This is a genomic window from Rugamonas apoptosis (assembly GCF_014042355.1).
In the GTDB taxonomy this organism is placed as follows: domain Bacteria; phylum Pseudomonadota; class Gammaproteobacteria; order Burkholderiales; family Burkholderiaceae_D; genus Rugamonas; species Rugamonas apoptosis.
Map to the genome: position 1 here is coordinate 256,839 of NZ_JACEZU010000006.1, position 15,976 is coordinate 272,814.

Consider the following 15,976-nt stretch of genomic DNA (forward strand, 5'->3'; position numbering starts at 1 on the left):
TTCCTAGTTGAATTCCGGGCGCTTTGCGCGACCTGACCCCGACTCGGGAGCCCGACTCCGCATTGTGTTATGCAGTCTTACTTCACGAGGAGACTACCTCGATTAAATTTACAGGTCGCCATTGATTCCGGAATAGGTCGCCGGCATTCTTCTTTTAGCATTATTTTTTCTTGATCGACAAGTGGAGTAATAGGCTCTAGCGTGACGGATTTTACAATATCCTGAAACACAGCCCGTTTCTTGTTAAACTCGTCTGACTGCGATTGCTCCCCCCCCTTCACCCATGCTTTCATTTCCATTGCCATCAAATAGGGCGTATCCGGAATTTTCAACACCCACAACTCCACAGTGAATACGCCGTTTTTATTTCGAGGCGAATCCCATCTCCTATTTACAGACCAGTTCAATCCATTTATCGTTAGCTGCTCAGAATTCTCGAACCATTTATCAGTTCCTTTCAGTGGATTCGCTTTTACAATCTTTAGAGTAGCACCCACCTTCTCTGAGAGAAAAGCATCCTCGCAATAGTTATCAAAACGCTCAAATTTTCCATTCTTATAAATTCCGACAGTATAAAAATCTGAGCCATTGTCTATATCCCCGCCTATAAGAAACATCACTTCTTTTCGATTTTTATTAAGCGTTGTTGGCTGCACCACTGTACCATGCCATTGCCAAAGTGGACCTTCACTTTCTTCTGACAACGACTGCAAGCCAGCGATTCCTTTCAATTGATTACTTTCAAAATTACATCCATGCAACTCAGAAAGATTTGGTTCATGATCGAACCATGAAAAACCAATGCGCCAACGTTCCAAAAAGCGAAATTTATATTGATATATCGTATTTGAATTCCTTGGCATGCTCGGAACGCCATTAACGTAAAGTATATTACTTGGCAAATCATGGCAAGCAGGAAGATAGAGCAAAACTATTACGATAAATATTATATTTCTCATTTTCCACTCAAGCTAACATTCTTCTGCAGCACGTTGTTGATATATCTAATTACATTGGAATTATTCTGATTAGTTGGTAATTGACCAAACGGAAGCGGGTCTGCAATTGTCACACACCCATTTGCACCACTTCCGTAACAGCTATGCGCACTATTGCTATTATTATAAACATTCCCGAACTCAATGACAGAATCAATCAATTTACCAGGTCCAAATATTCCATTCAATCCAGCAAGCACTGGCACTGGGTCGTTGGCCATATAAGTATATGATACCTTCATTGTTTTAGAATCGGTTTTCGCATTATTGATGCTTGCAGCAGATTCAAAGTAGCTATTTGCCAACACACCGCCGCCAACACCAACGGCAATTAGTTTTTCATTTACAAATCCTTGGTCATGCAGAATATCAAATGAATTAACCTGCACGATAGTTCCTCGGCTATGTCCAAGAGCGACCATTTTATCCTGCCCCTTGTCTTTTATAATATTTGCATAATTAACATCAGCGTTTGTATAACCAAATACCGGGGCGAGCAACTTCTCATAGCCAGCCACCAATATATCGCTAAACGAAGATGCCGGTTTTTCAATATGCATCAAAAGAATAGAGTCAGGTTTTTCAGAATTAGAGTTGACAGGCACGTTCTGGTAAGCCAATTGCCCAGCGCGGCCTAACTCATTCAGAATACCATTGACCGCGATGACGCCGGCATTTTTAATGGCAGTCTTCTCATCGCCCTTTTCGACTTTTGTAATTGTCACCTTACTTGGATCGGATACGCACTCCTCTCGTGAAACTGTACAGGTTACGGTATACAGTATGTTGTCCTTCTTGAACATCACCTCATGCGCTTGATCGGTGTATGCCGTGGCTTCCTTAAACAAGGCATTCTTCGCGTCCTGCACAGTTTTTGCCTCCAAAGCCAAGGTATTGTAATCCTGCTGTTGCACCGTGTTATTGGCCGTTTGCGTCTCACGACTGAGCGCCGTGATCGTCGCCTGCTGATCATGACCAGTCAATGCCAGCTGCTTTTGGCCATCCGTAATGGTGATCACGCCATTGCTGATCGCGCTGCGTGTCGTTCCTGCCGAGCTGTTTGATTCCGAGCCATTGTTCATAGCATTGCCCAGCAGCGCCTTGCCGGCTTCGTATTTGCTGTCCCACGGATTAGCCCCGCCACCATAATTTGCAAGCTCGGTCTTGTATGGTTTGGTTTCAGCAGCAGTTCCATCCGCGACTTTTTTACTGGAGTCCGCATCACCCGTGCCACTGGTAGCTTTGTCGCTCCCCTCTTTCTTCCCGCTGGTGCCCCCAAAACTCACACCCCCGCTCACCCCAGCCGAGCTCGCCTCCGCGAATGATTGATTCTGGATATCGCTCTGCGTCAACGTGCTTGTGATCAGAACATTTTTGTCGATCCCATCCTTCGTACTGCTGATCACGGCGCCCTTCAAGTCCGTGTTGCCGCCCACCTTGAGCTGGAAACCGCCATCGCCGGCCTGGATGCCGCTTTGCTCCTGCACGCTGGCGTAGTCGCTGTGGATCTTGCTCTGGTTGACGCTGCCGCTGATGCTGGCTCCCACGCCCACCGAGCCGCTCACGCTGAGGCTCTGGTTCTTGCTGTCGAACTTGGCCGTGTCCTGCAGGCTTTCCAGGTTCAGGTTGCCGCCCACGTTGGCCACCACTTGCTGGCCGCTGGCCACGGCGCCCTTGAGGTTGGTGTCGCCGCCGCTGACGATGTCGAGCTTTTGGCCCGCCGTCACATGGCTGTTCAGTTGCGTGGTGCCTTCGCCATCCTCCTTGCCCCGGCCCGCGCTCAGGCTGGCCGTGAAGCCGAACGAGGTGCCTTTGGTGCCGATGGTCGCGCCCACCCCAGCCGCCGCGCTCATGCTCTTGCTTTCGCTGTGCTGGCTTTCCGTGTCTTGCGCCGCCAGCAGGTTGACGGCGTTGTCGGCCTTCAGCTTGACGTCGCCCTTGGCGCTCAGGTCGCTGCCGAGCACGGTAATATTGCTATCCTTGCCGCCGCCCGTGGCGCTGATGGTCAGATCGCCGCCGGCCGTGAGCGCGCTGCCGCTATTGCTCACACTGGCCGTCGTTTGCGTCTGCTGCGATTCGGAGTGGCCCGCCGTCAGGCTCACGCTCACGCTCACGCCGTTCTTGGCGAGGTCCGACGCCGCGTTCTTGGCCGCCATGCCCGCCATGGCCGCCGTGGCCGCCGCCAGTGCCTGCACCCGCGCATTCTTGGTGTTGCCGATCGCCTTGCTGGCGCCGTCCAGCGCCTGCAACGCGGACACCACCGAACTACTCACGGCTAAGGTGAAACCGTCCTGCACTTGCGTCAGCGTGAACTTGCCCTTGCTGGCGTCTTGACCGGGGTCGATCACGACGTTCTTGCCGCTCAGGTTCATATCCTGCGTGGCGGCCAGGTCGCTGCCGCTCACGTGCAAGCCCTCGCCGGCCGTCACCGTCAGGTTGCCATCGGTGGCGCCCACCGTGCTGCGCGCCTGGCCGCTTTGCGTGGTGGCGTCCTGGGCGCGGTCGGTGGTGGTGGTGCGGGTGCCGTAGCTGATGCCGAAGCCGCCGCCGCTCAGGAAACCATGCTCCTGCTCGCTGTGGTAGGCCGTCGTACTCAGCGTTTCCGTGGCCGCCGTGATGCGCACGTCGTTGCCGGCCGTGAGCGCCGTGCCATGGTCGCCCACCACGGTCGAACCTTGCACCGCCAGGTCGTGTCCGGCGCCCAGCGCCACCGTGGCGCCGCCCAGGCTGCTGCCCACGGCGCTGCTGCTGTCGCGCGTGTCGCGCGTGGTCACCAGCGTTTTCTTCAGGAAGCCCGTGTCCATGTGCTGGGTCGCCACGTCGGTCTTCTGCGTGGCCACGCCGGCCGTGATGTCGAGGTTGTTGCCGGCTTGCGCGCTCAGGGCGCCGCCGGCCTGCAGGTCGGCCGCGCGCAGCTTGATGTCGGCGCCGGCCTTGAGGGCGATGGCGCCCGTGGCCTGGATCTGGCTGCCCACCTCGGTCGAGGCGCTGTCGTGGCGGAAGTTGTTGGCGTCCCAGATCAGGTTGTTGGCGCTGGCTGTCGTCACCGTGCCCAGCGCGATGTCGCGCCCGGCCGCGAGGGCTGTGGCGCCATCCTGGCCGCCGTTGCCGAGCTGGGCCGCCTGCAGCTTGAGGTCGCGCCCGGCCTTGGCCACCAGCGTGCCGCCGCCGGTGGCGCCGTCGCCCGTCACGTACAGCGCGGCCACGCGGTCGATGGTGATGCGGCTGAAGCTGTTGCCGCCCACGGCGCTGGCCGCGCTTTGGGTGGTGGTTTCGATATTGATGTCGCGCCCGGCCTTGGCCACCAGCGCGCTGTTGGCGGCGATGGTGCCGCCGATGTCGTTCAAGTCCGTCCTGGCTGCCACCGCCACAGCGTCGCCGTGGATGCGTCCGCCCAGGTTCTGCACATTGTCGGCCGTCAGCTTGACCACCTCGCGCCCGGCGATGGTGCCGCTGTTGAGCAGGTCGCCCGTGGAGTGCACGTCCACGTCCTTGCCCGACAACAGCGCGCCGCCGCCATCGAGGTCGCCCGGCTTGACCCGCACATACACTTGCGGCGCCAGCACTTTCTGCACCGAGCCGTCGGCCAGCGTCACGTCCTGTTCCACCAGCCACACGATGTCGCTGCTCAGGGCCGCCATCTGGGCCGGCGTCAAGGCCACGCCGGGACGCAGGTTCCACTGCTTGGCGTAGGCCACGCCGGCATCCATCAGGGCCTTGTATTGCGCGTCGTCGCTGGTGTAGTCGCCCAGGAAACGGCGGCCCGTCAGCTGCGCCACCTGGTCGCGCACCAGCCCTTGTTCATAGAAGCCGTCGCCGAGGCGTTTTTGCGTCACGTCCGGCGCCACTTGCACGGATGCCAGCATGTAGTCCGAGCTGCGCCAATTATCATGGCCGGCGAAGCGCTGGTCGGTCTCGACCAGGTAGTGGGACGTGGACGACGGATTGACGCGGTAAAGGCTGGCGCTGGGGAGGCGCGTGGCCGGCGTGCCCGCGCGCACCACTTGCGCGCCGCCGGTCGCGTGCGCGCCCTGGCCCTGTTCGATGCGTCCCACATGCGCCGCGTCGGGGCCACTGGCTCCGGTGGCGGATTGGACCACACCAGCGGCGCCTGTGGGCCCCGTATGCACAGCGGCGCCAACGGCCAGGCCCACGTGATCGGGACCCTGGGCCACAACGGCGGTGGCGGCGTGCGTACCGCTGGCCACGCCCACACTGCCGGCCTGGCCCGCTTGGCCGGCGCGCGCCGTACCATCAAGTCCGGCGGCGCCGGCGGCGGCTTCCGCATGCCGCGCGGCGACACCGGCGCCGGCATAGCGCACGTCCACGGCCGCGCCGGCGGCGGGCGCATCGGACGTCGCGCTGGCCGCCGCCTGGGCGCCGGTGGCGGCCGCGACGCTGGCCGCCTGGCCCGCGTTGCCGGTGCGTTGGCTGCCGTTCAAGCCGCCCGCGCCGGCGGCACCCGCCGCTTGCTGCCCGCCGGCCGCGTCCACGCCATCCACGCTGGCGCCCGCCATGACGATGGCCGCCTGCCTGATCGTCGCGCCGGCCCGGCCGGCCGCGCTGGTGGCGCCAGTGACGCTGACGGCCGCCGCGCCCCCCGGCGCAGCCGCTATCTGGTCGGGTGCGACGTTGCCTTCATGCCGTTCCGCGCTCACCGTGATCGTTTCAATCGTGTCTGGCGGCGCATAGGCCGTGCTGGCGCTACCCGTGTCGTCGGTGCCGCTTTTGTGGATGCGCCAGTAATGGGTGGCAGTGCCGCTGTCGCTGGTGATGCGCTGGCCCTGTGTGGCGTCGTTGGTCAGGTTACCCGCAATGGCCAGCGCACCGCCGGCCAGGATGTGGCTGTTGCTGTTGAACACGGTGCCGGCCGCGATGGACAGGTTGCCGCCGGCCACGATGCGGCCCGGGTCCGAACTGGCGACGACGGAGCTGCGAGTGCTGCGGGTATAGTCGTACTGCGTGAAGTCGTCATAGTCGCCCCACCAGTCGCCATAGCCGGCCGTGGTCCACAGGTGCAGCGACTCGTCGATATAGGTGTACACCCCGGGTGTGCCGGCCAGATAGCGCGGCGACGGATAGCTGATGCCCTTGCTGCTGTTGCCCTGATATTCCGTCACGGCCGTCACGCTGGCGGTGTCCATGCTCAGCGTGAAATGATTGTTCAGGTTGTTGACCTGGCTGGCCGCCAGGCTCATGCCGCCCAACGCTTCGATACTGGCGCTGGCGTTGTTGACCACGCTGGCCTGGCCACTGGCGATGCCGCCCGCGCCGAGCGCGCCACCGATGGCCAGGTCGCCACCGCTGAAGATGAGCGCATGCTCGATGTTGTTGATCGTCTGGGCGCCGATGTCGAGCCGGCCCCGGGCGGCGATGGTGGCGGCGACGCCGCCTTCGACGTTGTTGTTGAGGGTGCCCGCGCCTATGCTCAGATGGTCGCCATAGATGCGCCCCGTACCCAGGTTGTTGAGCGTGCCCGCATCCACTTCCGTGGTGCCGCCGTCGATCACGCCATGGTTGTTCAACACGCCGGTCGCGCTGACCCGCGTGGTGGCGGCGTGGATGTCGCCGCTAGCCGTGTTCTCGATATTGGCCGCCGTGATGGCCAGCGTGCCGCCGGCGCGCAAGGTACCCGCGTTTTGCAAGTCGCCGCCCAGCACGAGGGTGGCGTTGCCGTTGGTGGTCAGCTCGCCACCCGCGCCCTGGCTGTAGCCGCCGCTCAGGTCCAGCGTCAGGTCGGCCAGCGACAGCAGGCGGCCGTCGAACGTTATGCTGGCCGCGCGGATGCCCGTCAACTGGGTGGCGATCAGGGTGCCGCCCGTGTTGGTGACGGTCAGCGCCCGGCTGGCGCCGGCGTCGGCCAGGTTCAGTTTGCCGCCTGCGCTCATCAGGCCGCCGCTGTTGTCGACGCTGGCGCCACTGGTGACGGTCACATCCTGGTCGGCCCGGATGGCGCCGCCCACGTTGTTCATGACGCCCGCCTTCAGGCTGACGTTCTTCGCCTCTATCCCCTGGTTGGCGCCTTGCGTGTCGCGGTTGTCGATCTGCGCCGCGCTCAGGTTCATGGCGCCGTTTGAACGGATCAGGCTGTGGCGGTTGTCGATGGTGCCCGCGCCGGCCTGCAGCGTCAGGTCGCCCTCGGTCTGGATTTTCCCGCCCTGGTTGTCCAGGCCGGTAATGGCGAAGTTGACGCTGGACTTGCCTACAAGTTGCCCGGCCAGCGTGTTGCTGATGCGGCCGGTGCTGCCGGTGACGGCGCCGCCGGCGCCGAACCAGCCGCCCGCGTTGTTCCAGTCGCCCACATGCAGGGTGGCCGCGCCGCCACTGACGATGCCGCCCACGCTGCCGGCATGCTGCGTCCCATAGGCCGCCGCGTTGGTGTTGGTCAGCGCCGCGCTGCCCGTATCGAGCGCCAGCGTGGTGGCGGCCTGCAGCAGCCCGCCGTCATTGTTCAACGCGCCGCCATGCACATCCAGTGCCTGGCTGGCGGCGACCGTACCAAGCCGGTTGTTGATCGCCTGGCCATGGCTGTCGATGACGACGTTGACGCCGACGATGGCGCCGGCGGCCCCGGAACCGGACGCTTGCGTGTTGCTCAAGCCGCCGTTGCGCAGCGCGATGTCAGCCTCCGCCTGGATCACGCCGCCATCGTTGACGGTGGCGCCGGAGGTGCTCACGTTCACATTGCCGTGCACGGAAGCGAGCTTGCCTGCCGTGTTGTCCAGCACATTGGCCGTCAGCGTCGCATCGCCGTTCGCGGCCAGCAAGCCCGATCCATTGTGGATGCCCTGCGCGGCGGCGACACTCAGCGTGCCGCCGGCGCTGACCTCGCCGTGCTGGTTGGCGATGTCGCCGCCGTTCAGCGCGAGGTCGCCGGCGGATGCGATGCGGCCACCGGCACTGTTGTCGAGCGTGCCCGAAGCGCTCACGGCCAGGGTGCCCGCACTGGCCCCCTGCACCACGCCGCCGCGATTGTCGAGCGCGCCCGTGGCGACTGTCGTGTCGCCATTGCTGGCGATCACGCCGCCCCGGTTGTCCAGCGTGCCGCTGGCGGCGATGCTGGCATGCGCGGCGCCCAGCTGGGTCAAGCTGCCCTGGCGGTTATCGAGATTGCCCGCCGCGATCGTGAGCTGCTGGGCCACGGTGCTGGCGTTGGTGTGGTCGATATTGCCGGCCGTGATGGCCAGGGTGCCGTTGCCCGTGATCTGGCCGCGCGCATCGCTGACGTTGGCCGCGTTGATGGCCAGCGTGCCGCCGCCCGCGTGTTCTATCCTGCCGTCCGTGTTGATCAGCGTGCCCGCGCCCAGGGTCAGGTTGCCGCTGTTGACAGCGATGCGGCCCTGGCTATTGTTCAGCGTACCACCGGGCGCACGCAGCACGATGGCGGTGTCGCCGCCGCCCGTCTGCAGGATCGTGCCTTGCGTGTTGTCCAGCCCGGCCACTTGCGCCACCAGCTGTCCGGCGCTCAGCGTGCCGTGGCCGTTGGCCAGGGTCTGGCTGGCCGTGATAGCCAGCGTGCCGGCCGCCGTCACCACCGCGTTGCTGGTGCTGACGTTGCCGCCATTGGCCGTCAACGCGATCTGGGCGGCACTGGTCTGGCTGCCGCTTACGTCCACCGTCGCACCCGCCAACACGGCTTGGCCGGCGGCCAGGTTCTGGCCATGGGAGATCATGGCTTGCGTGGTGGTGACGCGCAGGTCGCCCGCCGGGGCCAGGCTGCCGTCCGCCTTCACCCCCGCGCCCAGCAGACCGGCCGCGCTGCTGTCCACACTGTTGGCGCTGAGCGTTGTATTGCCCTGGGCCGCGATCACGCCGCTGTTGACGAGCGCGCCGGCCACGGTCAGATTCTGGTTGCCGGCCGCGTACAGGCTGCCGCTGTTGACGACGCTGGCGGCCACCGTGTCGAGCTGGCCGCCGGCGTAGATGACGCCGGCCGTGTTGTTCAGATTCGCCACGTGCAGCGCGGCGTTACCGGCCACGGCTTGCAGGCTGCCATGGCTGTTGTCCACGCTGCCGCCTTGCAACGTCAGGTTGGCTCCGGCGGCGACCAGGCCGCCTGCGTTGTTGAGCGCCGTGCCGGCGGTGACGCTGGCGTTGCCGACGGCGACGATGTGGCCTGCACTGTTGTTCAGCGACACCGCACCCAGCGCCAGGTCGCCATTGCTGTCGACCTGGCCGCCACGGTTGTCCAGCGCGCCGCTGGCCACAATGCTGCCCTGCCCGTTGCCGAGCTGGGCGAACTGGCCGCCCCGGTTGTCCACATTGGCCGCCGTGATCGCGATGCGCTGGGCGGTGGTGCTGGCGTCGCGGTGGTCGATGTCGCCGGCCGTGATGCGCAGTGCGCCGTTGCCGACGATCTGGCCGCGCTGGTCCTGCAGCGTGCCGGCCGTCATGGCCAGGGTGCCGGCGCCGGCATGCTCTATCCTGCCATCCTGATTGATCAGCGTGCCCGCGCCCACGGTCACGTTGGCGCCGTTGAAGGCGATGCGGCCAGCCGTGTTGTCCAGGGTGCCGGCCGGTGCGCTCAGGTTGAGCGTGGTGTCGCCACCACCGCTCTGGGCGATGACGCCGTGGCCGTTGTTCAGGTTGGCCACGTTGAGCGCTAGTTGCCCCGCGACCAGGCTGCCTTGCGTGTTGTCCAGCGTCTGGGTGGCGGCGGCCGCTGCCGTCATGCTCAGCGTACCGGCCGTGCCGATCCTGGCCTGGGCGGTGCGCACGTCGCCGCCGCTGGCCGTGATGGCGATGTTGGCCGCGCCCGTCTGGCTGCCGGCCAGATCGACCGCGGCGCCACTCAGTTGCGCGTCGCCGGCCGCCACGTTGTTGCCGTTCGCCTGCATGGCATGGGTCGCCGTCACCGTCAGCTTGCCACTTTGTGCCAGGCTGCCGTCGGCATGGATGCCCGCGCCCAACCAGCTGCCGGCGCTGCTTTGCACGCTGTCGGCCGCGATCGTCAGGTTGCCCAGCGCGGCGGTCGATCCCGTGTTGATGACGGCGCCGCCCGCCTGTATGGTCTGGTCGCGGCCCGCGTACAGCACGCTGTCGTTGCGCACCTCGCCCGTGATACGCAGCGTCAAATCCGTGCCCGCGCTGACCGTGCCCTGGCTGTTGAGCAGGCTGGCCGCGTTCACCGCCATGGCGCCGTCGCCGGCCTGCAGCAGGCCCCGCGTATTGTCGAGCGCCTGGACGTCCGCGTTCAAGGCATGGGCGGCGCCCAGGGTGCCGTCGCTATTGTTCAACGCCCCCAGGCTGGTCACGCCGGCCGAGGCGGCCGACGTGATGCGGCCATGACTGTTGTCCAGCGTGCCGGCCCGCGCCTGCAGTACGCCATTGGCGGCGATTTCGCCGCTGGCGTTGTCGAGTTGCCCCGTCACTCCCAGCGTCATGCCGCCCGCGCCGCTTTGCAGCAGGTGGCCACCATGGTTGCTCAGGCTGTTGGTCTGCACGCTCAAGTCGCCGGCCAGCGTGGTGGCGCCGTCGTGCATGAAGTCGCCGGCCTGGATGCGCAAGCCGCCGTTGCCGGTGATCTGGCCGCGCTCGTCGTCCAGCGCGCCGCTGGTGGTGATGGCCAGCGTGCCGCCGCCCGCATGGTCTATCTTGCCGTCCGTGTTGACCAGCGTGCCGGCGGCCAGGGTCAGATTACCGCTGTTGACGGCGATGCGGCCGCGGGTATTGTCGAGCACACCATCGCTGGCGGTCAGTATGATGGTGGTGTCGCCGCTGCCCGTCTGCAGGATCGTGCCTTGCGTGTTGTCCAGCCCGGCCACCTGCGCCACCAGTTGTCCGGCGCTCAGCATGCCGTGGCCGTTGGCCAGGGTCTGGCTGGCCGTGATGGCCAGCGTGCCGGCCGCCGTCACCACCGCGTTGCTGGTGCTGACGTTGCCGCCATTGGCCGTCAACGCGATCTGGGCGGCACTGGTCTGGCTGCCGCTTACGTCCACCGTCGCACCCGCCAACACGGCCTGGCCGGCGGCCAGGTTCTGGCCATGGGAGATCGTGGCTTGCGTGGTGGTGACGCGCAGGTCGCCCGCCGGGGCCAGGCTGCCGTCCGCCTTCACCCCCGCGCCCAGCAGACTGGCCGCGCTGCTGTCCACACTGTTGGCGCTGAGCGTTGTATTGCCCTGAGCCGCGATCACGCCGCTGTTGACGAGCGCGCCGGCCACGGTCAGATTCTGGTTGCCGGCCGCGTACAGGCTGCCGCTGTTGACGACGCTGGCGGCCACCGTGTCGAGCTGGCCGCCGGCGTAGATGACGCCGGCCGTGTTGTTCAGATTCGCCACATGCAGCGCGGCGTCGCCGGTCACGGCCCGCAAGGTACCCGCCGTGTTGTCCACGTCGCCGCTGTGCAGCGTCAGCTGGGTACCGGCCAGGATGGCGCCGCCGGCATTGTCCACGCCGCTCGCCACGATGGTGGCGGCGCCGGCAGTGGCGATGCGGCCCTGGTTGTTGCGCAGCTGGTCGGTGTGGATGGCGGTGTCGCCGTTGCTGTCGAATTTGCCGCCGCCGTTATCCAGCGTGCCGCCGACCGTGATGGCGCCTTGGCCGCCGCCGAGCTGGGCGATCTGGCCGGCCCGGTTGTCGAGGTTGTCGGCCGCGATGACGACACGCTGCGCGCTGGTGCTGGCGTCGCGGTGGTCGATGTCGCCGGCCGTGATCCGCAAGTCGCCATTGCTGGTGATCTGGCCATGCTGGTCGCCCAGGGTGGCGGCATGGAGCGCGAACGTGCCGGCGCCCGCATGCTCGATCTTGCCGGACGTGTTGAGCAGCGCGCCCGCGTCCAGGGTCAGGTTGCCGCTGTTAACGGCGATGCGGCCAGCCGTATTGTCCAGCGTTCCGCCGGGCGCGCTCAGCCTGATCGCCGTGTCGCCAGCGCCGCTTTGGACGATGGCGCCGTGATTGTTGTTCAGATTGGCCACGTTGAGCGCCAATTGTCCCGCGCTCAGGCTGCCTTGCGTGTTGTCCAGCACTTGCGTGGGCAATGCGGCCGTCACGCTCAGTGTGCCGGTCGCGCTGACGTTGGCGCTGACGGTGCGCACACTGCCGCCGCTGGCCGAGATGGTGAGATTGGCGGCGCTGGTCTGGCTGCCGCTCAAGTCCACCGACGTCCCGCCCAACAGCGCGTCGCCGCCGGCGATGTTGTTGCCGTTCATCAGCAAGGCGTGGACCGACGTCACCGTCAGCCTGCCGTTCCCCACCAGGCTGCCGTTGGCGCGCACGCCCGCGCCCAGCAGGCTGCCGGTACTGCTTTGCACGCTGTCCGCCGTGATGGTCGTATTGCCTTGCGCGGCGGCCGCGCCGGTGTTGATGAAGCTGCCGCCGATCTGCAAGGTCTGGTCGCGGCCCGCGTACAGCAAGCCGTCGTTGTTCACATCACCCGTGGCATGGGCCAGCAAATCCGTGCCCGCGCTGACCGTGCCATGGCTGTTGAGCAAGTTTGCCACCTGCAGCGACACCGCGCCGCTGGCGGCCTGTATCTTGCCGCCGGAATTATCGAGTCCCTGAGCGGCGACGTTCAGCCCGTACGCGCCGGCCAGGACACCGCCGCTGTTGTTGAGCGCTCCATGGCTGGTCACATCGGCCGCGGCGGCCGACGTGATGCCGCCATCGCCGTTGTCCAGCGAGCCGGCCTGCACATGCAGCGTGCCGTTGGCGGCGACGTCGCCGCCGGCGTTATCGAAGCGCCCCGCGACACTCACCGACATGCCGCCATCGCCGATTTGCAACAAGTGGCCGTACCGGTTTCTCAGACTGTTGGCCTGCACGGACAGATTGCGGGCACTGGTGCTGGCGCCATCATGGTTGAAGTCGCCCGCGTCGATGCCCAGCGCGCCATTGCTCCTGATCTGGCCGCGGGCATCGACCAGGTTCGCGGCGCTCATCACCAGCGTCCCCGTGCCGGCGTGTTCTATCCTGCCGTCCGTGTTGTTCAGCGTGCCCGCCGCCAGCGTCAAATTGTGACTGTTGACGGCGATCCGGCCCTGGGTGTTGTTGATGATGCCGTCCGGCGCGCTGAGCACGATGGAGGTATCGCCGCCGCCAGTCTGGACCATGGCGCCTTGCGTATTGTCCAGACTGGCCACTTGCGCCACCAGTTGGCCGGCGCTCAAGCTGCCATGCGCGTTGGCCAGGCTCCGCGCCGCCGTGATGGCCAGCGTGCCGGACGCCGTCACCGTGCCATTGCTGGTGGTGACGTCGCCGCCGCCGGCGCTCAGCGCGAGGTCGGTGGCGCTGGTCTGGCCGCCGCTGAGGTCCACCGTCTTGCCACTGAGAATGGCGTCGCCCACGGCCAGGTTTTGGCCATGGGCCGCCAGTTCCTGCCGCGCCGTCACGCGCAGGTCGCCCGCGCGCGCCAGGCTGCCATCCGCTTTCACGCCCGCGCCCAGCACGCTGGCCGCGCCGCTCTCGACGCTGTCGGCGCTGAGTGTGGTGTGGCCCTGCGCCGCGATCACGCCAGTGTTGACCAGCGCCCCGCTGGCGGCCAGGCTCTGGTCGCCGGCCGCATACAGGCTGCCGCTGTTGGTGACGCTGGCGGCCATCGTGTCGAGCTTGCCGCCCGCGTACACATTGCCGGCAGTGTTGTCGAGCTTGGCCACCCGCAGCGTGGTATCTCCGCTCAGGGCTTGCAGGCTGCCCTGCTGATTGCGCACATCAGCCGCCTGCACGGTCAGCGTGGTGCCCGCGATGATGGCGCCGCCGGCGTTGTCCACGCCGCTGGTGGCGATGCTGGCGTCGCCGGCGGCGGCGATCCGGCCATGCCCGTTCTGCAAGCCATCGGCGCTGATACTAAGGCCGCCATTACTCTCGATGTGGCCGGCGCTGTTGTCGAGACTGCGGGTCGTTTGCACCGTGGCCAGCCCGGTACCGGTCTGGCTGATGGCGCCGCCACTATTGTCCAGGCTGGCGGCCGTGATCGCGATGGCGCGCGCGGCCAGCGTGGCGCCGCGCTGGTCGATCGCACCGGCCGTGATGGTCATGCTACCGTTGCCGGCGATGTGGCCGCGCTGGCCGCTCAGGGTGGCGACCGTCATGGCCAACGCGCCATCGCCCGCATGTTCGAGCTTGCCGTCCGTGTTGAGCAAGCTGGCCGCCTCCAGCGTGAGATTGCCGCTGTTGCTGCCCAGGTAGCCTTGCCGGTTATCGAAGGTGCCCGGCAGCGCCAGCGTCAAGTCGTCAGTGCCGGACTGGGCGATATGCCCTCCCATATTGGACAGGTCGTGGGCCGCGATGCTCAACCGGGACGCCGCCACCTGGGCGCCGTCCGTGCGCACGGTCCCGGTGGCGCCCAGCGCCAGCGCGCCCGGCGTGGCGACGGTGGCGCGGCTGGCGTCGAGATCGCCAGCCGTCGCGCTCAGCGCCATCTGCGCGGCCGACAGTTGCGCGGCCGACAGGTCGAGCTGGCGCGCCGTGACCGCGATGCCGGCGCCGGCGGCCACAGTGCCGTGCAGGGCGACGGCCTCGGCGGCCGTGGCCCGCAACTGGCCCGTCGTGCCCAGCTTGCCGTTCCCGCCGACGCCGGCGCCCAGCAAGGCGCCAGTGCCGGCCTCAATGCGCGAGGCGGCGCCGTTGGCCAACAGCGTGGTATCGCCCTGGGCCGCGATGGTGCCGTTGCTGGTGATGTTGGCGCCGCCGGTGAGCGCGGTGTCGCCGTCGGCATAGATGGTGCCGCTGTTGTCGATGTCACCGGCGGCGGCGACGCGTAGCGCCGCGTTGGGCCCGGCCGCGCGCAAGCTGCCACTATTGCTGAGCCAACCGTTAGCCTGCAGTACCAGCTCGCCGGCGCTGCTGGCCAGGGTGCCGGCGTTGCGTACGCCCAGGCCGGCCTCGGTGCCGATCAGGGTGATCTTGCCTGCATACATGCCGCCCAGCTGTGCCACGTCGAGCGCGAACAGGGGCGCCGGCCCCATGCCGGCCGCCGGCGTCATGGCCACCGCCGCGTCCGGCGCCAGGTCGATGCGGTTGGCGCCGACTGCCACCTGCAGCTCCTTGGCCCAGATGCCCGCGTTCAACTGCACGGCGCGCGCCAGGATGGCCGTATAGTCGGCCTGCGTCGTGTCCAGCCCGCGGCCGCCGACCGTCACGGCGCCCCGCTGCACCAGGTAGCCGGTCAGCACGCCGTCATTCATTTGCGCCAGGCCGGTGGTGATGGTGACCCGGTTGGCATTGATGAAGCCGCCGCCATCGACGTGCACGCCGGCCGGATTGGCGATGACCACCTCGGCCCGGGGGCCGGCCACTTCCACGAAGCCGCGCAGCTGGCTGGGGTCGCTCGCGTTGACTTCGTTGAGGATCACGCGCGCGGCATCGCGCTGCATCCATGGATTGCCCTGCACCCAACCGCCGAGCTGGCTTTGCACGTCGCGATAGCTGTTGTTCAGCACGGCGCCCTTGTCCGTCACGTCGAACTGCACGTAGGTGTTGCGCGACACGCCAGCCGCGCTGGGCGTCTGGATATTCACCTGTGTCACGCCGCTCGACGTTTGCAGCACGGTCGGACGCTGCTTGCCGGGCGCGTTGGGATCGGCCACGATTTGCGCGTGGACCGGGACGGCCAGCAAGGCCACCATGCCCAGCGCGTTCGACAGGGCCAGCCACAAGGGCCGCAACGCCGCCGTCACCCCCTGCCGATGGCACGCCTGGCCCGCTGGCGCCGCATCGCCGCCACCGCTGGCCGCCTTGCCCGGCACGCTAGCGTTCTCCCCCACGACCATCAGCTGGCCACGGCGTTCATTGAAGATGATGCGGTACAGGTGCTTATTCATATGCGTTCTGGTTTAAGAGTGGATGCAATCGATAACAACTCAGACGAAGTTCAAGCGGCGGCCAGCGGGCCAAAAGGCCAGTCGCGCCACCACCAGGATGTATTGCTGGGCTTTCAAGGGCGCCAGCAAGGTCTGGTTCGGCGCCATTAAAGGCTATTCGCGGTGGCGCGCGGAATGCAGCCACAGCCACGTGGCGGCGCCCAGCACTTCCGCCTCGCTATG

Annotated in this window: 2 protein-coding genes; both read right to left on the reverse strand. The window is 66.0% G+C overall.

The genetic code is table 11. The annotated features are described in order from the left end of the window. Positions 1–77 precede the first annotated feature (77 nt). Positions 78–959, reverse strand: a complete 882-nt coding sequence (locus H3H39_RS14020; RefSeq protein ID WP_182153999.1) for a hypothetical protein — start codon at positions 957–959, stop codon at positions 78–80. Beyond that, a complete protein-coding gene (locus H3H39_RS14025; RefSeq protein WP_182154000.1) occupies positions 956–15,754 on the reverse strand; it encodes a hemagglutinin repeat-containing protein in 14,799 nt (4,932 codons plus the stop codon). Before H3H39_RS14025 ends, H3H39_RS14020 begins: the two co-directional genes overlap by 4 nt. Between the last annotated feature and the right edge of the window lie 222 nt (positions 15,755–15,976).